At 44.3% G+C, this 24,741-nt stretch carries 18 protein-coding genes and 1 pseudogene; 11 read left to right on the top strand and 8 right to left on the bottom strand.

Translation table 11 applies throughout. From position 1 onward, the window contains the following. Positions 1–20 precede the first annotated feature (20 nt). Complete coding sequence (gene napF / locus R8O10_RS04480; protein ID WP_005373529.1) at positions 21–506, bottom strand: ferredoxin-type protein NapF; 486 nt, start codon at positions 504–506, stop codon at positions 21–23. A 247-nt stretch (positions 507–753) separates the two neighbouring features. Between napF and narQ the strand changes: the two genes are divergently transcribed. Then, positions 754–2,490 carry a nitrate/nitrite two-component system sensor histidine kinase NarQ gene (gene narQ / locus R8O10_RS04475; RefSeq protein WP_318191211.1) on the top strand — a complete coding sequence of 579 codons (1,737 nt, stop codon included), beginning with the start codon at positions 754–756 and terminating at the stop codon, positions 2,488–2,490. Between the two features lie 4 nt (positions 2,491–2,494). Next, positions 2,495–3,109: a response regulator gene (locus tag R8O10_RS04470; RefSeq protein ID WP_031777156.1), complete on the top strand. Its 615-nt coding sequence runs from the start codon at positions 2,495–2,497 to the stop codon at positions 3,107–3,109. A 90-nt stretch (positions 3,110–3,199) separates the two neighbouring features. Here the strand turns inward: R8O10_RS04470 and R8O10_RS04465 are convergent, their stop codons facing one another. Next, entirely contained in the window at positions 3,200–3,373 is a 174-nt protein-coding gene (locus tag R8O10_RS04465) for an RNA helicase (RefSeq protein ID WP_318191144.1), read from the bottom strand. Between the two features lie 261 nt (positions 3,374–3,634). Here R8O10_RS04465 and R8O10_RS04460 point away from each other — a divergent pair, with 261 nt between their 5' ends. After that, positions 3,635–4,498, top strand: a complete 864-nt coding sequence (locus R8O10_RS04460; protein ID WP_053304525.1) for a DUF6279 family lipoprotein — start codon at positions 3,635–3,637, stop codon at positions 4,496–4,498. A gap of 170 nt (positions 4,499–4,668) precedes the next feature. Continuing rightward, positions 4,669–5,898, top strand: coding sequence for a peptidase T (gene pepT / locus R8O10_RS04455; RefSeq protein WP_176311456.1), 1,230 nt, complete (start codon positions 4,669–4,671; stop codon positions 5,896–5,898). A gap of 82 nt (positions 5,899–5,980) precedes the next feature. On the opposite strand, the gene R8O10_RS04450 is transcribed toward pepT, so the two are convergent. Continuing rightward, complete coding sequence (locus tag R8O10_RS04450) at positions 5,981–6,445, bottom strand: dCMP deaminase family protein (protein WP_005373515.1); 465 nt, start codon at positions 6,443–6,445, stop codon at positions 5,981–5,983. Positions 6,446–6,864: 419 nt separating this feature from the next. Between R8O10_RS04450 and vmeY the strand changes: the two are divergent. After that, positions 6,865–7,991 (top strand): annotated as a pseudogene (gene vmeY / locus R8O10_RS04445) (multidrug efflux RND transporter periplasmic adaptor subunit VmeY). Positions 7,992–7,999: 8 nt separating this feature from the next. Next, the gene (gene vmeZ / locus R8O10_RS04440) at positions 8,000–11,152 is read left to right on the top strand and encodes a multidrug efflux RND transporter permease subunit VmeZ (RefSeq protein ID WP_017635194.1); all 3,153 of its coding nucleotides are present in this window, start codon (positions 8,000–8,002) and stop codon (positions 11,150–11,152) included. An 89-nt stretch (positions 11,153–11,241) separates the two neighbouring features. Here vmeZ and R8O10_RS04435 read toward each other — a convergent pair whose 3' ends face one another. Together R8O10_RS04435 and arfB are read right to left on the bottom strand one after the other, a co-directional pair. After that, positions 11,242–13,011 carry a methyl-accepting chemotaxis protein gene (locus R8O10_RS04435; protein WP_025767924.1) on the bottom strand — a complete coding sequence of 590 codons (1,770 nt, stop codon included), beginning with the start codon at positions 13,009–13,011 and terminating at the stop codon, positions 11,242–11,244. Between the two features lie 100 nt (positions 13,012–13,111). Beyond that, positions 13,112–13,525: an alternative ribosome rescue aminoacyl-tRNA hydrolase ArfB gene (gene arfB, locus R8O10_RS04430; protein WP_017635196.1), complete on the bottom strand. Its 414-nt coding sequence runs from the start codon at positions 13,523–13,525 to the stop codon at positions 13,112–13,114. A gap of 76 nt (positions 13,526–13,601) precedes the next feature. Here arfB and R8O10_RS04425 point away from each other — a divergent pair, with 76 nt between their 5' ends. Beyond that, positions 13,602–14,204 carry a beta-phosphoglucomutase family hydrolase gene (locus R8O10_RS04425; protein ID WP_270007478.1) on the top strand — a complete coding sequence of 201 codons (603 nt, stop codon included), beginning with the start codon at positions 13,602–13,604 and terminating at the stop codon, positions 14,202–14,204. 88 nt (positions 14,205–14,292) lie between these two features. On the opposite strand, the gene R8O10_RS04420 is transcribed toward R8O10_RS04425, so the two are convergent. Further along, on the bottom strand, positions 14,293–15,285 hold the full coding sequence (locus R8O10_RS04420) for an OmpA family protein (RefSeq protein ID WP_005373499.1): 993 nt from the start codon (positions 15,283–15,285) through the stop codon (positions 14,293–14,295). A 459-nt stretch (positions 15,286–15,744) separates the two neighbouring features. On the opposite strand from R8O10_RS04420, the gene aroG reads away from it, so the two are divergent. The 3 genes from aroG (at position 15,745) to R8O10_RS04405 (ending at position 19,901) form a co-directional block, all read left to right on the top strand. Continuing rightward, the gene (gene aroG / locus R8O10_RS04415; RefSeq protein WP_005389030.1) at positions 15,745–16,797 is read left to right on the top strand and encodes a 3-deoxy-7-phosphoheptulonate synthase AroG; all 1,053 of its coding nucleotides are present in this window, start codon (positions 15,745–15,747) and stop codon (positions 16,795–16,797) included. A 159-nt stretch (positions 16,798–16,956) separates the two neighbouring features. Beyond that, a complete protein-coding gene (locus R8O10_RS04410) occupies positions 16,957–18,129 on the top strand; it encodes an MFS transporter (protein WP_025767923.1) in 1,173 nt (390 codons plus the stop codon). Between the two features lie 209 nt (positions 18,130–18,338). After that, positions 18,339–19,901: a methyl-accepting chemotaxis protein gene (locus tag R8O10_RS04405; RefSeq protein ID WP_065275191.1), complete on the top strand. Its 1,563-nt coding sequence runs from the start codon at positions 18,339–18,341 to the stop codon at positions 19,899–19,901. A gap of 141 nt (positions 19,902–20,042) precedes the next feature. Here R8O10_RS04405 and tkt read toward each other — a convergent pair whose 3' ends face one another. Further along, the gene (tkt, locus tag R8O10_RS04400; RefSeq protein WP_042522667.1) at positions 20,043–22,034 is read right to left on the bottom strand and encodes a transketolase; all 1,992 of its coding nucleotides are present in this window, start codon (positions 22,032–22,034) and stop codon (positions 20,043–20,045) included. A gap of 125 nt (positions 22,035–22,159) precedes the next feature. Continuing rightward, positions 22,160–23,110, bottom strand: coding sequence for a transaldolase (gene tal / locus R8O10_RS04395; protein ID WP_005373488.1), 951 nt, complete (start codon positions 23,108–23,110; stop codon positions 22,160–22,162). 466 nt (positions 23,111–23,576) lie between these two features. On the opposite strand from tal, the gene R8O10_RS04390 reads away from it, so the two are divergent. Then, the gene (locus R8O10_RS04390; protein ID WP_065275192.1) at positions 23,577–24,578 is read left to right on the top strand and encodes a sugar-binding transcriptional regulator; all 1,002 of its coding nucleotides are present in this window, start codon (positions 23,577–23,579) and stop codon (positions 24,576–24,578) included. The last annotated feature ends 163 nt before the right edge of the window (positions 24,579–24,741 follow it).

Raw genomic sequence — 24,741 nt, 5'->3', positions numbered from 1 at the left:
TTTGGCCGACGACATTCGGCTTAGGCTGTTGTATTGCTCACATTGATGGATGAAGTCGGGCAAACTGAAACACAGGCGCCGCAGCCGTTACACTCATCAAGGTCTAAATTGGGTTGTGCTACTTTCCCCAGTTCTAATTTGAACTGAATTGCCATCGGGTCGCACATATCCCCACAGCTTCGGCATTCGACATTTTGTTTTGCTAAGCAGTTATCGTTGATACTTGCTTTTGCTTGCCAAGGTTGTTCTGTTTCTGGCAAGAAAAGGGGCTCAGGACAGGCGTTTGCACATTGATAGCAAAATGTGCATTCATCGATGGAAAAATCGACCGAGGGGAATCCGCCATCACTTTTGGTTATAATCTTTGTTTCACAGGCCTCAATGCATTTACCGCAGCGAGTGCAATCGTCCGTAAACTGTTGCGGTTTAGTTAACCAAGGCAAACGTACGGCGTTGTCGGGGTGCGCTTTTCTTGCAAAGAGTCTTCTTCTGGAAAGGTCTACCACTTAGTCACCTCGAAACTTGGAACCCAAACTAAGCATAGTCCACAATTTTCATTAATAAACTGTCATTTAAACTAACGAAATTGTAGTTTTTGACATATTTGTATAAATACCTCTTAGGGGGTAAATGGTATGCAATATTGTTTTGGATCAATAAATTCCGTCGCAGGTGATCACATATTGATAAAGTTGAAAGGTAATGGGTTCATTGCACGTACAAATAGGATTGTTAATGGGCGAGGAACTCAGATTGTTTAAAAATGTGAAAAAGTCAGTGACGCGCACGATTGCATCCGCGATGCTTCTTATTTTGCTGCTCTCAGTCGCTACGACTGGTTTTGCGATTTTTACGTTAGCGTCCAGTTTGAACGATGCTGAAGCCGTCAATGTTGCTGGCTCGATGCGAATGCAAAGCTACCGTCTGGCGAATGATATTCAGGTTAAATCTGTTGACTCTTCTTCACATATTGACGCATTTGAACATTCGATATATTCACCTTCAATGAAAGCGCTTCAGCATTGGTCTGTGCCAGAAGACATCACTCACGATTACTACCGTCTTATTATCAGATGGCATGAACTCAAGGCGGTGCTGAGAGGAGACAACCCGGCAGAATATCAACTCCTAGTGGCCGGTTTTGTTGAACAAATCGATGAGTTTGTATTTAAGCTGCAAAGCTTTTCGGAGCAAAAACTGATTAACTTAGCCTGGATCGGCGGGTTAGGGTTGGGTGGCATCCTTTGTGTCAGTATGTTTGTCGTTCATTTTGTGCGCCTCGAAGTTGTTCGGCCTCTGCGTGCCTTAGTTTTTGCTAGCGAGCAAATTAAAAATCGCTCATTCAATATATCGCTCAATGTATCTAGCGACAATGAAATGGGAATACTGACTCGAACCTTTAACCGGATGGCGACAGACCTTGGTAAGTTGTACCGAGGATTAGAACAAGCGGTTGATGAGAAAACACGTAAATTGCAGCATGCCAACCAGTCTTTAGAAGTGCTGTATGACTCGTCAAAAGAACTCACGGCGTCGCGTATTAATCAAGACAATTTCCAGGCGATTTTGCAGCATATCGTCAGTCTTGAGGGCATTAAAGCGGTCAAACTTGAAATCGAGCAGCTGGGAGAACCGAGCTGGATATTGATGGAAGGAGAAGAATGCTGCCAAGATTGTGATGAAGATTGCCACGGTAAAGCCCTGATGCTAGATGGTGAGCACTTGGGCTATTTATATTGGAAAGCAGGGTTACCTTGTCCGAACGAGGCTCTTATTGACAACTTCGTGCAGATTTTATCACGCGCCGTGTATTACAATCGGGCGCAGCGCCAAGCAGAACAAATTCTGCTGATGGAAGAGCGAGCCACTATTGCTCGGGAGTTGCATGATTCATTGGCTCAAGCACTCTCTTACTTAAAAATTCAGGTCGCTTTGTTAAAGAGAAGCGTAAAGAACTTGCCTGACGAAAAGGCGATCGCGCAGGCTAATCAAGTTATTGCTGAGCTAGATACGGGCTTATCTGCGGCTTATACGCAGTTACGCGAGTTACTGACGACGTTTCGTCTTACGATTAAAGAGGGCAGTTTTGGCCAAGCATTGCAAGACATGTTTGAAACGCTCAGTGAACAAACTGCTGCGGACATTACGCTAAAAAATAGACTTTCATCAACTGAACTGGATGCACATCAGCAGGTTCATTTACTACAGTTGATAAGAGAAGCGGCAATTAATGCTATCAAACATGCGCAAGCAGATAATATTCACATTCAATGTCTCGATAATGATGGAAAAGTCACAGTAACCGTTAGCGACGATGGAATAGGCTTTGAACATCAAGACGAAAAATTAAATCATTACGGTATGAGTATCATGCAAGAGCGGGCCGCTAGACTGCATGCCGATCTTCACATCGAAGCATCGATAAACAAAGGTTGTACCGTAAAATTAGAATTCCAACATAGTAAGGAAGTAAACAGTGACAGTGTGTAAAGTAATGCTGGTGGATGATCATCCACTCATGCGAAGAGGTATCCACCAGCTTTTAAGCTTTGAGCCTGAGTTTGAGGTTATTGCAGAAGCAAGTAATGGCGCGGATGCAGTTGCGAAAGCGCATGAGCTGGAACTGGATCTTGTACTTCTTGATCTTAATATGAAAGGCATGTCTGGCCTTGATACTTTGCAAGCACTGCGTGCAGATGGCTGTGAAGCCAGAATTGTCATTCTAACCGTTTCAGATAGCCCAGCAGATATCGAAGCAATAGTTCGAAGTGGTGCCGATGGCTATTTATTGAAAGACACTGAGCCCGATGAGTTGGTTGAGTTGCTAAAACAAGCGCACCAAGGGGACAAGGCATACAGCCAAGAAGTTTCTAAGTATTTGAGTGAACGTTCAGAGCAAGAGGACGTGTTTGATACACTGACCGATCGTGAATCGCAGATCTTAAGAGAGGTGGCAAGAGGTTTCCGCAACAAGCAAATTGCCGATCGTCTTTTTATCTCTGAGTCTACGGTTAAAGTACATATGAAGAGTTTACTTAAAAAGCTTCAAGTTCCTTCTCGTACTGCAGCAACCGTCCTTTATCTTGAGCGCTTTGGCGACATCAAATAACATTGTTGGATTTGAATTTGTAATAATAAATAAAATCAAAAAGTTATATTGATTCTGACGAATAAAAAAACCGCCTGTTAGGCGGTTTTTTTACTTGTCTGGGCGAATAGAGTACAAGTCACTGTTGTGCTTACCACACTCCAAATAGTACTGATAAGCCACTTTTTTGCTTTCAGCAATGACTCTCATGCAGTGCATTTTCCCCTGTTCAAAATATCGAATCTCATATTCTACACTGGTATCAAGTTGCTCAGCGGCTGACATACTTCGCCTCCATAAACCATCCAAAAAACATCCATGCAAATTATATGCCGTTATAGGGAGCGTCGTTCGGTACGTTTTTTAGCCGATAATTGCGCTCTAACTCACTTTTTTGCGGATAGCTGTGATCAAAAAGTTAATTTCAAACTCTATATATTATTAAGGTGGCAATCAATATTTGTCACACTGGTGTAAGTTTGCCGCAATACTAAGTGATACAGGTTGAGTATAGAACTTAATCAACAGAAAAGGGAATACGAATAAGTGACTAAATTAAAGGATGTATCTAATAAGGCGCTTCGTTATGGCCTTCTATTTTGTTTCGTATTTCTGCTTGCCGGTTGTGCGAAAAAGTTTTTATACAGCAATATCGATTGGTTCGTGCTCGATTACTTAGAGGACTATGTCTCGTTGCAAGGGGAACAAGAAGTCCTAGTGGAAGAGCGCTTATTATTGTTGGCAGACTGGCACAAGAAAGAGGAGTTACCATTATATATCGAACATTTAAAAGACCTTGAGAGATTAAAAGCGAGCGATATCACCTTAAATTACTTACAACAAAATCGAGATAGAACGCGAGCGCATTACGATAGAGTGGTAAGCAAAGCAGCACCAGATCTTTTTGCGTTAAGTTTGCAATTAACGAAAGAGCAAGAACGCGAGTTTTTGAGTAATGTACAAGAACATTATCAAGAGCGAAACGCAAAATATGCCGATAAGACAGAAGACGAAGTGCGTGAAATTATTCTGGATAACACTGAAGAGTGGATGGAAGAATGGCTGGGGAATCTATCAGGAAATCAGCGTCAATTAGCTCAAACATTTTCTCAGCAAGTTATTTTAAACAGCCCTTTATGGAGAGATTATCGAGCCACGGTATATCAAGAGCTCGAATACTTGTTCGACAACAAATCTAATGTTGTGACTTATCAAGATATATTTATGCGACTCTTGTTCGAGCCAGAGAGTTATTATAGTGAGCAGCTTTCTCTGAATATTGACTCTAACTTTGCATTGGTTGATCAACTGACATTAGATGTTTCTCGTTCGATGACCGATAAGCAATGGCGTCATTTTCGTGAAAAGGTTAAAGAGTGGCGAGTACTGGCAGAGGAACTTTTAGATTAAATTCGTGCTTCAATTAGCGAGGGCAAAGTGCAGAAGCCTTTCTTATCAAAAAATGATTCAAAGCAAATTCTTATTGAACTAAGAGCGTAACATAGCGTGAGGTTTGATGAGGCAACGTCAGCTTATCAATGCGTGATAAGGCCTCATCGTACAAAACAATGAGAATAAATATGAAACATTTAGTTGAAAGATTTCTTCGATACGTCACGTTTGATACCCAATCCAATCCACATGTGACGCTTTGCCCAAGTTCACCTGGTCAGCTTGTGTTTGCTGAGTTACTTAAAAAAGAGATGATCGAGCTTGGTTTAAGTGACGTGATTTTGGATAAAAATGGCTACTTGATGGCTAAACTGCCAGCCAATGTTGATTATGAGGTTCCTCCTATCGGCTTCATTGCCCATATGGATACCGCGCCGGATGCATCTGGCAAAAACGTAAAGCCGCAATTCATCGAAGATTACCAAGGTGGCGATATTGCATTAGGGTTGGGGGATGAAGTGCTATCTCCCGTGCAATACCCCGATTTACATCACCTACATGGCCACAATCTTATTACTACCGATGGCACTACATTACTTGGCGCGGATAACAAAGCCGGTATCGCAGAGATTCTTTCCGCGGTAGCTCTGCTACTGGAAAACCCAGACATTCCACACGGCGACATTTGTATCGGCTTTACTCCGGATGAAGAAATCGGTCGTGGTGCAGATTTGTTTGACGTTAAAAAGTTTGGCGCGAAATGGGCATACACTATAGATGGTGGCCCGCAAGGTGAATTGGAATACGAAAACTTTAATGCAGCAAACGCTGATGTAATTTTTCATGGAGTTAGCGTTCATCCAGGTACCGCAAAAGGCAAAATGGTCAATGCGATGAACTTGGCTGCGAAATTTCAAGTTCAAATGCCCCAAGATCAAACTCCGGAAACAACCGAAGGTTACGAAGGGTTCTTCCATTTAAAATCGGCAGAAATGGGCGTTGCACGAAGCGAGCTAGGTTACATTATTAGAGACTTTGACCGTCAAAGACTTGAGGATCGAAAAGCCTTTATGCAGAAACTCGTCGATGAAATGAACACGGGTTTACGCCATGGTTCTGTAGAGCTAAAGATAAAAGACAGCTATTACAATATGAGAGAAATGGTTGAGCCTTACCCTCATATCATTGAGCTGGCAAAGCAAGCGATGGAAGCGTGTGATGTGGAACCGATTATAAAACCTATTCGTGGTGGTACAGATGGTGCTCGTTTATCTTTTATGGGTTTGCCGTGCCCGAATATCTTCACCGGTGGTTTTAACTTCCACGGAATTCATGAGTTTATTTCTGTTGAAATGATGGAAAAATCAGTACTCGTTATTGTCAAAATTGCTGAGCTCACAGCGAAAAAACACAGTTAAAAGACTACGTCGAGACCTCTTGCAGATTTAATAACAAAATAGCCCAGATCTTCCTGGGCTATTTAAATATTAAGATGGAATACTAGCGCACGTCTTTGTCTTCAATTTCAATGTCTTCTAGTGGTAACCAGTCGACTTTCACACCCGCTTGATCGAACATATCTTGACTGACTTGGATTTTATCTCCCCAGCGAGATAAAAAGTCTTCAGACTGCTCAGGGCAGTGTACGTGTGAGATCCCTGTTTGAATGATCTTTGCCGCGCAGTTAGGGCAAGGAAAATGCGTTACCCAAATATCACATCCGTCTAAGTCACGTTTTGAGAACAAAATTGCGTTCTCTTCCGCGTGCAGTGTTTTAAGGTATTTCAACTCGCGCTCATCGGTGTCGACACTGTCAGAAACACCATGCGGATAGCCATTAAATCCAACAGATACAATGCGATTCTGTTTAGTAATAACGGCACCGACTTGTGTTGATGGGTCCTTACTCCAAGACGCCACTAGTTCTGCCATCTGGTAAAAGCGTTTCGCCCATTTAGAAATCATAGTCATCCTCTCTGTCGAAGGCGTTGAATTAATTGAATGATAACCCATTTATATTAAAAAAATAGTCAAAATCGGGGTCTTGAGTATGAAGGCGTCACTTTTTACCTTTTTAGCCACAAAACGTTCTTATCTTGAGCACTGAATCTCACTTTACGCCCGAATACAATACTCCCGTTAGTGTTTCCAAGCACACGCTAAAATTCGCGATCTCCTAAGGCGTATATTAAATAGTTATGATTGAGTTGTATGTATATTGCTCATTGAATACCACTGTTAACTAAATTACTTTATTTTCCTTTTGTTTCTCATGTTTACATTTAGAAACACCTTGGGCGCTTTTCAGTGAAGTTTTCAGTGGCAGCAAGGAGTAAGGTTGATAGGAATTCAACAATATCCTGTTCTATAAAGACGGTAAATACATGCAAAAGAAACCACTTGTCGCACTAATGGCGGCTACAGCAATCCTCGCTGGATGCGGGGAAGCTAATAATGCCCAAACGAAAGGTCAAGCGCCTCTCGTAGTGACTCAGGATGTCACGGTTATCGACTACCAACCGAGCAAGTCTTATATCGGTCGCATTGAAGCAGTAGAAGATACCAATATTACCGCGCAGATTTCTGGCTACTTAAAAGCTCGTCACTTTGAAGAGGGGCAAATGGTAGAAAAAGGGCAGCTCCTTTACTCTATCGAGCCATCTTCTTTTGAAGCCCAAGTCGCGAGTGCTAAAGCCGCACTTGCACAAGCTAAAGCGGCGCTAAAAAAAGCCGAATTAGATCATACTCGAGGTAAAAACTTGTTGCCTCGCGGTAGTATCTCTCAATCTGAGTTTGATGCTTTAACTGCGGCACTTCTTGGTGCGAGAGCAGAGCTAGAAGCGGCAAATGCTCAACTTAAACTTGCTGAAGTTAACCTTTCCTATACTCAAATCCGAGCACCTTTTAGCGGACGTATTAGTGATACAAAGTTAGTACGGGTGATCTGGTTTCTCCATCATCTGGCGTGCTGACAACTCTGGTGAGTTTAGATCCAGTTCATACCTCATTTAGTGTGAGTGAGCGTGAGCGTTTAGCTATGGGTATGGATCAAGTAAAAGGTGATGGCTCGGCTGAATCAAACCGCGTTGAAGTTCAGCTTGAACTGGAAAATGGACAGTTTTTTGAGCATCTAGGTAAGCTTGATTTCTTAGGTAATCGTATTGACACCAAAACGGGTACGATTGCTATGCGCGCGCTAGTGCCAAACCCAGAGCAGAAGTTACTTCCGGGTCAACACATCAAAGTGAACTTGAGAGATAAGAACACGAAAGACGTTATTGTTATCCCACGACGTGCCGTACAGACTGACTTAGAAGGTGACTTTGTGATGGTGATGGCTGAGGGAAGTGTGGCAGAGCGTCGTAACGTCGAGCTTGGCCCTCAGGTTGAACAAGGCATTATCATTCGAGAAGGGCTCGATCAGGAAGATACGGTTATTACACAAGGCCTACAACGTGTGCGTAATGGTGTAGAAGTGCGCCTTCAAGCACCTGCTGAAGATAAGCAGTAGGGGGCACTATGTTAAGTCGTTTCTTTATTCAGAGACCTAAATTCGCGCTGGTTATTTCGATCATATTAACGCTAGCCGGCGCGATCTCACTGGCGATTTTGCCAGTGGCGGAGTACCCACAGATAAGTCCGCCATCAGTCAGCGTTTCGGCATACTACACCGGTGCGAGTGCGGAAGTTGTCGAGCAGGCCATTGCTGACCCCATAGAGACCTCAGTCAACGGCGTTGAGGATATGATATACATGTCTTCAAAGAGCGCGAACGATGGCTCTTACAGCCTAAACGTCACGTTTGATGTCGGCACCGATCCAGATATGGCGCAAGTTAACGTGCAAAACCGCGTGTCACAGATTGAGTCAAAACTGCCTCAAGAAGTTCGCATGGTTGGTGTGACGGTGAAAAAGCGTTCACCTGACTTGCTGATGGTACTTAACTTCTATTCACCTGATGGCAAATACGATGATCAGTTCTTGATTAACTACATTAACTTGAATGTAAAAGATCAGTTGGCTCGTGCGAAAGGTATCAGTGAAGTTAACGTGATTGGTGGTGGCGAATACGCAATGCGTGTTTGGTTAGATCCTGAAAAAATGGCCAACCTTAAGCTAACCACGTCAGACGTATACGCCGCTTTGGCTGAACAGAACGTTCAAGTTGCGGCAGGGCGTGTAGGTGCAGCACCATACAACAATCCGCAAGAAGTTCAGTTTAACCTTGTGACCAAAGGTCGCTTGGAAAGCGTGAGTGAGTTTGAGAACGTAGTCCTTCGAGCTAATCCCAATGGCTCTACGGTTTATCTGAAAGATGTTGCTCGCGTTGAACTAGGCAAAAAGTTCTACGATGGTAACGGTAAGTTCCGTGGCCAGGACGCGTCAATCGTTGCGTTGTCTCTTCAATCGGATGCGAATGCGTTAGAAAGTGGTCAGGCCGTCATGGAGCTCCTTGAAGGCTTGAGCAAAAACTTCCCAGAGGGAATGGAATACGAGACCAGCTACGATACAACCGTGTTCGTATCTGAATCGATCAAAGGGGTAGTAAAAACACTGATTGAAGCGATTCTATTGGTGATTGCTGTAACTTACTTGTTCTTGGGTAGTGCGCGTGCAACGTTGATTCCTGTTGTCGCGATCCCCGTTTCTCTGATTGGTACGTTTGCCATCATGCAGGCAACGGGCTTCACCATTAATACGGTTACTTTGTTTGGCTTGATCCTTGCGATTGGTATCGTGGTGGACGATGCGATTCTGGTTATCGAAAACGTCGATACTACCATGGCGAAAGACCCAACCATTTCACCGCGTAAAGCGACGTTGCTAGCGATGAAAGAAGTAACGGGACCAATCATCACGTCGACCTTGGTTCTACTTGCGGTATTCATACCCGTCGCCATGCTGCCAGGTATCACCGGTATCATGTATCGCCAGTTCGCTTTGACCATCTGTATTTCGGTTGTGATTTCATCCATCAATGCATTGACGCTGTCTCCAGCACTTTGTTCTCTGGTATTGAAGCAGGGTGGGGGCAATACCGCTAACTGGTTCCAGGCTTTCAACCGAGGCTTAGAGCGCATCACTACGCGTTATGGCCAGATCGCTGGTTTCTTGGTGAAGAAGTCTTTACTGCTCGTGACGTTCTTTATAGTTGCTATCGCAGCGGTCACTTTCTTTGCGAAAACCACCTCTACAGCGTTTGTTCCTCAAGAAGATAAAGGCATTTTGCTGGTTAACGTACAGCTACCAGATTCAGCCTCTTTATCACGCACTGAAGAAGTCACCAATGATTTAATGAAAATGATCGGTGAAGAACCTGGTGTGGATGGTGTGACGGTTGCGAACGGTTATTCGTTTATGACAGGCGCAGCAGCATCAAACGGTGCTTCTGTATTTATCAAATTGCATGACTGGGATACTCGTAACTCGCTGCAAGGAGAGCACTCTGCTAATGCTATCGCGGCACGTATTAACGGGCGAGCGGCGACAGAGTTACCTCAAGCGGTTGTTTTTGCGATGGGACCACCGGCGGTTCCAGGTATGGGCGCTGCGTCTGGTTTTGAGTTTGTGCTTGAAGACACGCTAGGGCGAAGTCGTACCGACTTGTCGATGGTCATGGGAGAAATGATCCAAGCGGCTAACCAAGCGCCTGAAATTGCCTACACGTTTAGCACGTTCCGCGCGAATGTTCCGCACTACTACGTTGATATCGATCGTGAGAAAGCGCAGCAATTAGGTATTTCGCTGTCGTCTATTTTCCAAACCTTGCAAGGCAACTTAGGTTCGCTTTATGTGAATGACTTCACCATGTTTGGTAAGAACTTCCGCGTAACCATGCAAGCTGATAGCCAGCACCGTAGCAGCATGGAAGATCTAGAGCGTTTCCATGTTCGTTCTTCGAACGGTGATATGGTCCCGTTAAGTACGCTAGTGAGCTACGAGCAAGTGTTTGAGCCTGATGTGGCATGGCGTTACAACATGTACCGCAGTGCTATCATTCAAGGCCAACCAGCACCGGGTTACTCTAGTGGTGATGCGATTGCCGCAATGGAACGCGTTGCTGCTGAAGTTCTTCCACAAGGGTACACGTATGAATGGACAGGTATGGCTTATCAGGAAGTGCTCGCGGGTAACCAAGCCATTTATGCGTTTGCGCTGGCTTTGATCTTCATTTACTTGTTTATGGTGGCTCAGTATGAGAGTTGGAGTATTCCACTGGCTATTATTTTGGTGGTCCCAGTAGCAACGTTAGGTTCCTTCCTTGCGTTGAATCTAACTGGCACGCCGCTTAACTTGTATGCCCAAATTGGTCTTGTCTTGCTCATAGCCTTGGCGGCGAAAAACGCAATTTTGATTGTGGAGTTCGCCAAGCAAGAGCGTGAAGAAAAAGATGCTGATATCGATAGTGCAGCGGTTAAAGGAGGCACGTTACGTTTCCGCGCTGTGAATATGACATCTTGGTCATTTATCCTGGGTATCTTCCCGCTTATCTTTGCCGCTGGCGCGGGGCACGTGAGTCAAAACTCACTCGGCGTGTCGCTGATTGGTGGTCTATTGTGTGTGCTTCTAGCAGGTACATTCTTGATCCCAGGCTTCTACGCTCTGGTGCAAAGACAGCGTGAGAAAGTTCATGGCGGCAACACCAAGCTGGTTCCTCTTGATGATGAATAATCACATCCGAAGTGCGCAGTAAGCACGAAGTGACAATTGAAAAAAAGCCCGAAGCAATGATTGCCTCGGGCTTTCTATTTTGAAAAGGGTTATTTTAGCGCAGTTTTGAATTGTGCAACGGCTTCATCCATATCATGAGCTTGAGCAGAGACAGAGTTCACTTCATGCAAGCATTCCTGAGCGGATTGCATGTTATTCTCAGATATTGCGTTTAGCTCGGTGATTGAACCGCTAACTTGGTTCATAACGATACCTTGTTCTTCAATTGCTGAAGCTATGCGCTCCGAATTACCTTGAATTGAATGCATGTCAGTGATGATCTGCTGCAGGCTAGAATCCAGTTTTTCAGAAGCATTAAGTGTTTGTTGCCCTTGATCGTTACATTGATCAATATCAGCAACAACTGTCGACATTTGAGTTTGAATATCTGCAACGACCCGCGTGATTTCCTCTGTGGATTGATGAGTTCGGCTAGCTAGGGCGCGTACTTCATCGGCAACAACTGCAAACCCGCGGCCTTGTTCGCCTGCTCGCGCGGCTTCAATTGCTGCGTTGAGAGCTAGTAGGTTGGTTTGCTCTGCAATTTCTTGGATGATGTTCACGGCACCACCAATTTTATCTACATGCTGATTCAGCGAGCCAATCGACTGTTGGCTGTTTGATAAAATCGTGGTTAGTTGACCGATGTTGGTTACCGTCGCCTCAACAACTCCTCGACCTTGTTCGGCATTATTCGCTGCCTGATGCACGCCTTCTACCGCAACTGATGTGCTTTCAGAGATTTCACCTATTGTGGCAACCATTTGCTGAACTGCCGTCGCCATTGATGCAGTGTGGTCAGTTTGAGTGTGGAATTGCTCCATAACGCCTTCTAACTCACGATGCATATTATCGGTACTTGCAGTGAGTTGCGCCGATTTTTCTTGGGTACTACTAATTAGATGCTCAAGCTTATCCAATAGGTCATTGAGGTGATGACTGATATCAAATAGCTCGTCTTGACCTTTCAAATCAGATCGAAGTCCCATGTTGTTCGTTTCGCTGATACTTCGAATGGTGCCAAGTAAGCTATTCACTCGCGTATTGATTGAACGTGAAATTTGCCAAATCAATGCGAAAATAACGACTAAGATCAGAGCTGTAATGACCTGCTTGATGGTCGACATTTGTTCATCACGTTGTGCGGCAGCAGAGCTAAGGGCTGTGGAAAAGGTTTCAAATTGCTCTTCTACGGCATGGGATAATGCGCGAGTTTCACCGAGTAGGCCTTTGTCATAAGCAACCCCAACAACTTGCTTTTGGGCCGCCAATTGCTTACCTGTTTTGATAAGCTCAGGAGCATATTGCCCCTCAAGCAAGTCACTATTGAATAGTCCTGCTTTTACCGCAGAGTCAAAACGGACTAATGCCAATAACTGCTGGTGGTCTGAACGTTGTTTAGCTTCTAATAGTGCTTGTTCGTAACCGGCGAGAAGCCCACTCTTTGAATCAAGCCCGTATCGTTGGTAAGCGCTGACCAGATTCTGAAAGCCCCTTTGGTATGCGAGCAAGTCTTGCTTAAATTGTTGACTGGAAGGTAATTCATTACTCTTGAGTATGTTCGCAAGCTCTTTTTCTGTGTCTATAAACTTGTCAACATTGGCGTCAAACTTATTTAGATATTTGTCATTACTACGCAGTAGGAAATCTTTTTCATTTCTGCGTAAGTTGAGTAAGCGTATTTCTAGATCACCAACGAGTTTGATGGCGTGATTAAGATCATTGCTCTTATTTTCAAAATGGGATGACGTACCCAAAAGGGCCACGATGCCTAAAATGGCGATAACTCCGAGGAAGTAGAGTTTTTGCCTAATAGTCATATTGTTGTTTCCTGAATAAGTAACTAAAAAGAGAAATCCAATGAGATTTCCAAGGGCTAGCAAACGTTGTTCAACTAACATGTCGAGAAAACGACATGCACTAATACAGCACTTTTTTACGTTGCTGTTTTTTCGCTCCGTGCTTGTTTTTTGTATCAAGTCGTCGGCGTTGAGAAGCGCGGGTTGGTTTCGTTTTAATACGCTTCTTCTCCTGTAAAGCGGCAGCTTTTATCAATGCTTGAAGCCGATTTAGGGCGTCTTCCTTATTTTGTTCTTGTGTCCGAAATTGTTGCGCTTTGATGATGATCACGCCATCTTTACTTATACGACTATCAGAAAGTGCAAGTAATCGCTCTTTGTAAAAGTCAGGTAAGCTTGAATGCCGGATATCAAAGCGCAGGTGTATAGCGGACGCTACCTTGTTAACGTTCTGGCCACCATTTCCTTGAGCTCTAATTGGGGATAATTGAATTTCCCACTCTTGAATTGTGACGGAGTTCGAAATTTTGAGCATGATAAGTAAATGCCGGTAAGGACGATTGAAAGAGCTGATAAATTAACATTACAGATGCACAAATAGAAGAAAAGACATGAGCACGATTGATTTTAGACCCTATGAGGGATTCATATTTGATATGGATGGTACTCTAATCGATACCATGCCAGCCCATTTGGCAGCTTGGCAAGCAACTGCTGAGCGTTTTGATTTTCCGTTTTGCCAGGAATGGTTTCACAGTTTGGGAGGGATGCCGAGCTTTAAAATTGTTGAGGAACTAAATCGTGTGCATGAGCTTTCATTAGATCCTAAAATTGTCGCGACATTTAAAATGGAAACATTCGCTGCTATGGAGCTTCATGGTGACGTTATTCCTTGCACGAACATCGTGTTAGAGGAATATTTAGGCCATAAGAAAATTGCAGTCGGGACTGGCAGCCAACGAGAAAGTGCCATGCGCTTATTAAGCCATGCAGGTTTATTAGACAAGTTGGATGTTGTAGTAACCGCGAGTGATGTAGAGAACCATAAACCCTTTCCAGATACCTTTTTGGTGGCCGCGGAACAACTCGACTTGGAGGCGTCACAGTGTCTTGTGTTCGAGGATACTGAGTTGGGGAAGCGAGCGGCGCATGCAGCTGGTATGGATTGCGTTATGGTGCAAGATAATGAGTTGATCTTTTTCCCAAAACCATAGTGGCAATATCCCTTAATATGAGATCAAAATGGGGTGCAAATGCACCCCATTAATTTTTACCACATCATCGATCATGAATCATAGATGCTTATTCTGGTTGAACTAGCTCTTGGTATTCAAATGAAGGTACCACAACTTCTACGCGACGGTTTTTCTCACGACCTTCGCGAGTGCTGTTGTCAGCAACTGGGTTTTCTTCACCCATACCTTTAACTGTCAAACGATCTGAACCAATGCCAGCTGCGGTTAGGTAATCAGCAACAGATTGAGCACGACGCTCAGACAGTTTTTGGTTGTATGCCGCAGGGCCTGAGCTATCCGTGTAACCAGTAATCTCTACTTGAGCTTGAGGATATTCGTTCAAGAATGAAACAAAGTTGTCCAGACGTTCAGAAACGGACTCTGTTAACTTAGCACTATCGAATTCAAACGTACCTGTACCGTACTCTTCTTTGTGCACCTTGCTCATCATCACTGGTTCTGGATCTGGCTCGATCACTTCTTCCGTTACAACTGCTGCAACAACTGGAGCTGCTGCGAATTTGTAGTTAACACCGATACCAAAGAAGTTAGCATCCATGTCGTCCCACACGTCGTCAGACATATCTTGGTAGCGTTGGTATTCAGCGCGAACACTCCAGTTTCTATCGATCGAGTATTCAGCACCCAAAGAACCTGTTGGGACAAAGTCTGTTTCGTCATCAGACATCATGTAAGCACCACCGATCTTAGCAAATAGATTCCAAGAGTCGTTTAAGTGCCAGTTGAATTTAGGTGCAAGTGTTAAAGCCGTTAGATTGCCGTCAATCGTATTAATCGTATTAGCCCCTGACCTAGAGTTTCCTTCATAGTCGCCTAAGAAGTCTACGCCGTACTCTAGCCCGATGATATCGGTAAAGTCATAACCGATATGTAGTCCTGCACCGAACGCTTCATCATCACAAGGGCTATTTAGATAGCAAGCGTCGTCAAGTGTAGTCATGCCCACTTTGCCCCCGATGTACATTTCAGCTTGAGCAGAGTTTAAAAGCGCGCTACTACCAGCTACCACTGCTGCTACTGCAATTGCTACTTTGTTCATAATGTTTCCTTGTATTGATTGCATATTAACTTCTACTTCGTTTTATCAAAAAATTAGAAAAAACCAGCGTTTATAAGAAATTAGTTTAATATTCTAATCATTTCATATCAAGCAACAATATATTTGAACTTGATCAACATTTACTACCCAAAAATACCTCACAAACTTCTGATATTTCTTACATTGTAGTAAAGATTTTTTGGTGCATAAGAAAATTGATGATTATTTTGAACTTTTTTTCGTAAACTTTACTTTACATTGTGCGCGGTGGTTAACAGGTGGTTTTTATTTGCATTTATTTGCAAAAACTGATTGCAAGTCTACGCCTAAGCCGATAAGTTACTTAAACGCTAGACAGAAAATGACCACAGCCCTTGATGCTGCTCGCTTTGTGAACAATGTTGCAATGAGTTCAGTTGGTAAAAATGGGGTCGGAAATAAAACCAGGAAGTAGAAGTAATGTTTCAAACTGATGATGTAAGAATAAATAGAGTAAAAGAGTTATTGCCACCTGTTGCAGTATTAGAGAAGTTCCCAGCGACTGAAACCGCTTCTTCGACCACTTTTGATTGCCGTAACGCCATTCACAATATTCTTGAAGGAAAAGACGATCGATTACTCGTGATCGTTGGCCCGTGTTCTATTCACGATCCGGCTGCCGCGGTTGAGTACGGCAAAAAGCTAAAAGTACTACGTGATGAACTGGGCGAGCAGCTTGAGGTTGTTATGCGAGTTTATTTTGAAAAGCCGCGTACGACCGTTGGTTGGAAAGGCCTTATCAATGACCCTTACTTAAATGACACCTATAAGCTAAATGATGGTCTACGTATCGGACGTAAACTTCTTCTTGATCTAACCGATATGGGCTTGCCAACGGCAAGTGAATTCTTAGATATGATCACACCTCAGTACGTGGCGGATTTGATCAGTTGGGGCGCTATCGGTGCTCGTACGACAGAATCTCAGGTTCACCGCGAGCTAGCTTCTGGTCTTTCTTGTCCTGTAGGTTTCAAAAACGGTACTGACGGGAATATTAAAATAGCGAGCGACGCGATTCGTTCTGCAAGCGCTTCCCATCACTTCCTTTCAGTAACAAAATACGGTCATTCCGCGATCGTAGAAACCGCTGGTAATCCAGACTGCCATATTATTCTACGTGGCGGTAAAGAACCAAACTACAGTGCAGCACATGTAGCTCAAATTAAAGATGAGCTGGACACTGCAGGTCTGCCGAAAAAAGTGATGATTGATTTTAGCCATGCTAACAGCTCGAAGCAGTTCAAGCGTCAAATGCTGGTGTCTGATGATGTATCCGAGCAAATCTCTGGTGGCGAAGAAGCCATTTTTGGAGTGATGATCGAGTCTCATTTAGTTGAAGGTCGCCAAGACTTAGTGGATGGTAAAGCAGCCACTTATGGTCAGTCGATCACTGATGCATGTATTGGCTGGGAAGACACGGAAACGGTACTTCGTCAGCTTTCTGATGCAGTAAAAGCGCGCCGCAACAAGTAAGCTCAACAGAAAAACTTTTTAAAAGCGAAAAGTGAATAGTGAAGAGCCAGAGGTACTATGCCTCTGGCTCTTTTTGTTGAGAATTACTCTCATATCTTTCTATTGTTTCTGCTTTCCTATATGTTATCTGTATACGTCGTAACCAAAAGGAATTTGGAATTGAATCGTAATGTATGGCTTCTATCCCTCTGCCAAGCCTTATTAATGACAGGGAATATTTTACTCATATCTGTTATTGCCCTTATTGGCAAAACACTTGCGCCGTCATCAAGTTTTATCACATTACCAGTTGCACTGCAGTTTTTGGGACTGATGGCCGCGACAATTCCCGCGTCGCTAATTATGGGCAAGTTAGGGCGTCGCCTTGGTTTTAGCCTTGGTAATGTCATTGGTATTTTGGGTGCTAGTCTAGCGACGTATGCATTAAGTCAACAAAACTTCTATCTGTTCTGCATGTCTACGTTTTTGCTTGGTGTTGGTATAGGTTTCGGTACTCTATACAGGTTTGCTGCCATTGAAGTGTGTGAAGAGTCGGCAAGGCATAGGGCGATTTCGATATCTATGGCGGGTGGGGTGTTAGCGGCGATCCTTGGACCTAATTTGGCGGTGTACTCACAGCAGTGGTCAGGTGATGGCTTATACATTAGTGCATTTGCTGTGCTTGTCGTGCTTTATATAACTGCGTTGGTTGTGCTACAAACCATTCGTTTTCCACCTGCACACACGCAGGCGCTACACGCTAAGGCGGATAAGCTGAGACTGATTATTCGTCGACCTAATTTCATGCTAGCAGTTATCGCGGCAATGGTTGCGTACGCGGTGATGAACATTTTAATGACAGCAACTCCTTTAGCGATGATTGGTTGTGGCTTTGATTTTGATAAAGCGGCGGGAGTGATCGAATGGCACGTGTTGGGTATGTTTGCACCTGCGTTTGTCACGGGCCGTCTGATAGAGCGGTTTGGCGCTAAGAATATGATTTTGGCGGGTGGATTGCTATTTGTTGCTTGCATTGGAATTAATATACATGGAGTGTCTATCTGGCATTTTAGTCTTGCTTTAATCCTGTTAGGAATAGGGTGGAACTTTATGTTTATCGCAGCAACCGGGCTGTTTAGTCAAAGCTATGAAGCGAAAAACAGAAGCAAGGCTCAAGCGTTTAATGAATTCTTCGTGTTCAGTTGTGTCACCATCACCGCATTACTATCTGGTTGGCTTGAGTCTACCGTAGGTTGGCAGAATCTTAATTTGTATGTTCTTCCATTTGTGTTACTCGTTATCGCGATGTTTGCGTTAAAAACGAATAAAAAGCCAGAATCACAAACCGCTTAATTAAGTCTTAATATATAACCCGGCCTATCGTGTCGGGTTTGTTTATTAGCTCAAATCAACAATCTCTTCTTTATGTTTTTATCGATAATGTGAATTCCCACAATAAAAATGTCGATTTGATAAGACTTTTTATCTAACTTTTTGTAATAAAAATAAAAATCCTGTATATATCTTGCCGAAAATCAATAAAAACTAAAGAAGTTTCGTCTATGTCAGCCAATATTTCTCATAAAGCTCAAGAAACTCTCGTGAGGGAGTCTGAGGAACTCGTCTCAACAACGAACTTACAAGGTGTTATTACATATTGTAATGAAGCCTTTTGCCGCGTTGCTGAATACACTCACGAAGAACTTGTCGGTCAGAACCATAATATAGTTCGTCATAATGATATGCCTAAAGCCGCTTTCGGTGATATGTGGGCACGCCTTAAACAAGGTAAAGCCTGGCGTGGAATGGTTAAGAATGCCACTAAGTCTGGCGGTTACTATTGGGTTGATGCTTATGTCACCCCTATCTACGAAGACAACCATGTTGTTGGGTATCAATCAGTGCGCGTGAAACCAAAGCGAGAGTGGGTTGATATTGCGACAAAAGCCTACAAAAGCATGCGTGCTGCAGAGAAGTCTGGTCGAACTTGGTCGTTGAAAATCAATGAAACCATTCGCTATGCGATTCTACTTGGTGCACTAACCGCACCTGCAACCGCATATGCGTTGTCTGTTGAAGGGCCGTTGGCTTGGCTTGCAAGTGCGTTACCTGCAAGTGTTCTGGCTCTGTTATTCCGCCAAGAGTTAATTGATACACCTCAGCAACTTAAAAAGTTACAAAAGCAATATGACAGCGTAAGTCGCTTGATCTATTCCGGTAACACGGCATTTTCGATTGCCGATTTCCATATCAAAATGCTATCCGCAAGAATTCGAACCGTGTTAGGAAGAATGACTGACTCCGCATTGCCTTTGCAGCATTGCGCCGAAGAGCTTAGTCAAACAACGGCAGAAGTCTCAGCTGCATTAAATCAGCAAAATACCGATATTCATCGTGTGCGAGATGCTACCCAAGAGGTGGAGTTGTCGGCAAATTCGGTTTCTTCGAGTACCAATGATGCCCATATGTTGATTGATGATACATTGAAGTCATGCTTGATGGCGAAGGAGACCATTGATCAAACGCACACCAATCTAGCGCAATTAAGCCTTCAAGCTGAAAAAGCGACGGAAACGACGTATCAACTGAGTGATCAGGCGCAGAAGGTGAACCATTTGATGGAAGAGATTGGTGGGATCGCAGAGCAAACCAATTTACTGGCACTTAACGCGGCGATTGAAGCAGCAAGGGCAGGGGAGCAAGGTCGTGGTTTTGCTGTTGTAGCTGATGAGGTCCGCGCGCTTTCTGGGCGTACATCCAATGCAACTGAACAAATCCAAGCTTCTATCTCCACTATGTTGGCAACGATTCAAAGTTGGCAGAAAGATATTCTGGCAAACAAAGAGCAAACCGATGCCTGTTCTCAAGTAGCAGAACAAAGCGCGTTGCGTTTGTCTGAAGTTGAACAGATGATGCAAACCATGAGTGGGCTGATGGTTGATGTAGCAGAAGCGGCGAATAACCAGTTAAAGCTATCTAGTGATGTAAACCAGCACATTCATTCTATCGCTTCGACCGCAGAACAAAACTTGGCAGCAACACATTCAGTGGAACAAAACAGCCGGCAGTTAAAAGACCAAGTACAAGATTTCTATCAGCTCGCACTTCGATTTGAAGACAAATAGTCGTAACGAAAGTTGTAATGTTTATGTCCTGGCTGCGTTTACACGAATAGGAGCCAGATAAAAGAAAGCCCCGCCATTGCTGGTGGGGCTTTTCAGTTTTCACATTCGCAATAGAGAAAACTGACTATCTTTTTACTGCAATTACGCGAGTAGCTCTTTTGCTGTGTTCACTACGTTTTCAGTCGTGAAACCAAACATTTTGAATAGTTCGCCAGCTGGTGCAGATTCACCGAATGAAGTCATACCAATGATGCGACCGTCAAAGCCTACGTACTTGTACCAGAAGTCAGCAATACCTGCTTCAATTGCGATACGTGCTGTTACGTCTGATGGCAGTACAGCTTCACGGTAAGCGGCGTCTTGTTTGTCAAATGCATCTGTTGATGGCATTGAAACAACGCGTACTTTCTTACCTTCAGCAGTTAGCTGTGCTGCTGCTTCTACTGCTAGTTCAACTTCAGAACCTGTTGCGATAAGGATTAGCTCTGGCTTGCCTTCGCAATCTTTCAGAATGTAAGCACCTTTCGCGATGTCTGCTACTTGTTCTGCTGTGCGCTCTTGTTGCGCAAGGTTTTGACGAGAGAAGATAAGTGCTGTCGGTGCATCCTTACGTTCAATCGCCAACTTCCAAGCTACAGCGGACTCAACTTGGTCACATGGACGCCATGTGCTCATGTTTGGTGTTAGGCGTAGCGATGCCATTTGCTCAACTGGTTGGTGAGTTGGACCATCTTCGCCAAGACCGATAGAGTCATGCGTGTACACTTGGATGTTCTGAATTTTCATCAGCGCAGCCATACGCATTGCGTTACGTGCGTACTCCATGAACATTAGGAATGTTGCGCCGTAAGGAACGAAACCACCGTGTAGCGCGATACCGTTCATGATCGCTGTCATACCGAATTCACGTACGCCGTAGTGGATGTAGTTACCAGAGAAGTCGCTTGCTTCTAGAGACTTAGAACCAGACCACATGGTTAGGTTAGAAGGTGCTAGGTCAGCAGAGCCACCCATGAACTCTGGTAGTAGAGCACCAAATGCTTCTAGAGCATTTTGAGACGCTTTACGTGATGCAATGTTTGCTGGGTTAGCTTGAAGATCAGCAATGATTTGGCTTGCTTTCTCTTCCCACTGTGCAGGAAGCTCACCGTTTACGCGGCGTTTAAATTCAGCTGCCAGCTCAGGGTACGCTGCTTCATAAGCTGCAAATTTCTCGTTCCACGCTGCTTCCTTAGCTGCGCCTGTTTCTTTCGCTGACCATTCTGCGTAGACTTCTTGCGGAATTTCAAAAGGACCGTGCTCCCAACCTAGTTCTTTGCGTGTTGCTGCGATTTCTTCTGCACCTAGTGGCGCACCGTGACAATCGTGTGAACCAGATTTGTTTGGTGAACCAAAACCGATGATAGTCTTAGTACAGATAAGTGTAGGACGTGGATCCGCTTTCGCTGCTTCAATTGCTGCGTTGATTGCGTCAGCATCGTGACCATCGACTGCAGGGATTACGTGCCAACCGTAAGCTTCGAAACGCTTAGGTGTGTCGTCAGAGAACCAACCTTCAACGTGACCGTCGATAGAGATGCCGTTGTCATCCCAGAATGCGATCAGCTTGCCTAGACCAAGAGTACCTGCAAGAGAACATGCCTCGTGCGAAATACCTTCCATCAGACAGCCGTCGCCCATGAACACGTAAGTGAAGTGGTCAACGATGTCGTGGCCTTCTTTGTTGAATTGCGCTGCTAGCGCTTTTTCAGCTAGAGCCATACCAACCGCGTTAGTGATGCCTTGACCTAGCGGACCCGTTGTGGTCTCGATACCTGGCGCGTAACCATACTCTGGGTGACCAGGAGTTTTAGAGTGAAGCTGACGGAAGTTTTTCAGATCGTCGATAGACAACTCGTAACCTGCAAGGTGCAGTAGAGAGTAAATCAGCATTGAGCCGTGGCCGTTAGACAGTACGAAACGGTCGCGGTCTGCCCACTCAGGGTTTGATGGGTTGTGGTTTAGATGAGAGCGCCAAAGAACTTCAGCGATGTCAGCCATACCCATAGGTGCACCTGGGTGACCAGAGTTAGCTTGTTGAACACCATCCATGCTTAGCGCACGGATTGCATTTGCTAGATGTTTACGATCCATAGTGATTACTTCTCGATATTTGATTTAAATAGAGGGAACTCGCCGAAACAAGTTCAAATAGAATTTTTTGAAAATAGTGCTGATGGTAAAAGCGAGTAGACGGGCTACTCGCTTTTGGTAAGCAATTAAAGCTTAGCTTCGATCATCGCTTCTAGTTTGCCTTGGTCAACGGCGAAGTTGCGGATACCTTCAGCCAGCTTCTCAACAGCCATTGGGTCTTGGTTATGTTCCCACAGGAACTCTGCGTGAGTCATTGGTGCTGGACGCTCAGCTGCGCCTTTAGAATCAACTAGTTTCTCAACTACTTCACCTTCAGCTGCTTCTAGTTCTGCAAGTAGAGCAGGAGCGATAGTTAGACGGTCACAACCAGCTAGCTCTAAGATCTCACCGATATTACGGAAGCTTGCGCCCATAACTACAGTTTTGTAGCCGTATTCTTTGTAGTAGTTGTAGATCTTAGTTACAGATAGTACGCCTGGATCTTCTTGAGCTTCGAAGTCACGGCCTTCTTTCGCTTTGTACCAGTCCATGATACGACCAACGAATGGCGAGATTAGGAATACACCCGCTTCTGCACAAGCACGTGCTTGTGCGAACGAGAATAGAAGCGTTAGGTTACAGTTGATGCCTTCTTTTTCTAGGATCTCAGCTGCGCGAATGCCTTCCCAAGTTGAAGCCAGTTTGATAAGGATACGGTCGTTAGTGATGCCTGCATCGTTGTACATTTTCACTAGTTGACGAGCTTTCGCTACGCTGCCTTCCATATCGTAAGATAGACGAGCGTCTACTTCTGTAGAGATACGACCTGGGATAGTTTTTAGGATTTCTTTACCGATGTTTACTGCAAGCATGTCACAAGTATCTTGAACTTGTTGAGCTTTGTCGTTGCTCTGTGCTTTAGCGTATTCGATTGAAGCATCGATTAGAGGTGCGTACTCTGCGATTTGAGCGGCTTTAAGGATAAGAGAAGGGTTAGTTGTTGCGTCTTCTGGCTGATACTTTTTAATTGCATCAATCTCGCCAGTGTCTGCTACTACAGTCGTTAGTTTACGAAGTTGCTCTAACTTGTTGCTCATAATCGATCATCCTATTTAAATGGGCTTAAGCGTGATTTTTGTTATCACAGCTTGTGCATTTGCAAGCGAGTTAGCTAACCGTCTCATCGCATTTAATGAGACATCTGCTCAGCCAACTACGGAAAATTTCGTTACCGAACAAATGCTATGAACATTTGATCGATAGCTGAGTAAATGATGTGTCCATATTTATCCTATCTATGCTGAAAGTCAATCGCTGAAATGGACTTATAGTGAACTTCATCAACGTTTTTTTACTGTGTGTTTAGTGGTTAACCCAAATAAACGTTTGCCCTTATTGTTCAAAGCTTGAGCGTTATCCAAGAGGGTAAAAAATTGTAGTGAGAAAATGTTATTGCGATGAGCAAATGTAGCGTTTAAATTGATAAAGAACATATGCTAAGTCAATGAGCATATGTTCACTTATTGCATACAATATCGATCCTCTTAAAGGGCGAGAGAAACCATGAGCAGTTCTAATCAAGATATTTCCATTGAAAACACGGATTTGTTGACAGAGATTTCCGTCGCGTATTATCAAGACGGTGCGACTCAGGAAGAGATATCGAGAAAATTTGCCATATCACGCGCAAAGGTCGGGCGAATGCTCAAGCAGGCGCGTGATGAAGGCATTGTTGAAATTACCGTTAAATACCATCCGGTGTTTAGCGCCAAGATTGAACAACGTTTGATCGAGCGATTCGGCGTTAAGCGCGCGCTTGTTGCTCTTGATCAACCGAATGAAGAAGCGCAACGACTACAGGTATCGGGATTGGTGTCCAATTATCTCACTAGCACGCTCAAAAACGGCATGGTGGTGACGGTCGGACAAGGGCGCAACGTGTCGTCTGTCGCTCACCATATTGGTGTTATTACGCCGCGTGACTGTAAATTTGTGTGTGGCATTGGTGGTATTCACCCGCGTGGCGGTATGTATAACGCCGACCATATTTGTCGTCAGTTGGCGAAGAAATATGGGGGGACCTCTGAAACACTTTATGCGCCGGCTTACGCAGAAAACAGAGAACAGAAGTTGGCCTTTATGCAAAATGCAACCGTGAAACAAACGCTCGACCTAGCACGTAAAGCCGATGTCGCTTTGGTTGGTATTGGTGACATGAGCGAAAACAGTTACATGGTCGACTTAGGTTGGTTTACGCCTGATGAAGTGGTTCAGTCGAGACTTCAACAAGGTGTGGTAGGGGATTTTGCAGGTTATGACTTCTTTGATATTCACGGTAATGTAGCGAACACGGTAATGAGTGACCGAGTAATTGGACTTGGTATTGAAGAGTTTCGGTCGATCTCGGAAGTCATTGCGATCGCAGCAGAGAACAGCAAGCCGCTCGCTCTACTCGGAGCATTAAGAACTGGAGCGATAGACGTGATCGCCACGAGCGTTAGCAACGCATTAACCGTGCTCAACTTAGATGAGCAAATGCACGGCAACGCGACATCTGAACGCTAACGGAAATAGTCGGCTTTTGATGTAGTCAGGCTATGAGGGGTGACAAATCACTCATAGCCAGTTTCTATTTCGAAATGACAAGTTTGGTTTAGAAGCTGCGTTTAGTTTATTGGAACACATCATCTTTAGATAAACGTAAGATACTTTGTTAAACAGACACTTG

The sequence above is a fragment of the Vibrio sp. 1727 genome (assembly GCF_033344415.1).
Classification (GTDB): Bacteria; Pseudomonadota; Gammaproteobacteria; order Enterobacterales; family Vibrionaceae; genus Vibrio; species Vibrio alginolyticus.
The sequence above is the reverse complement of the archived record's forward strand: the minus strand, read 5'-3'. Positions and strand labels throughout refer to the sequence as shown.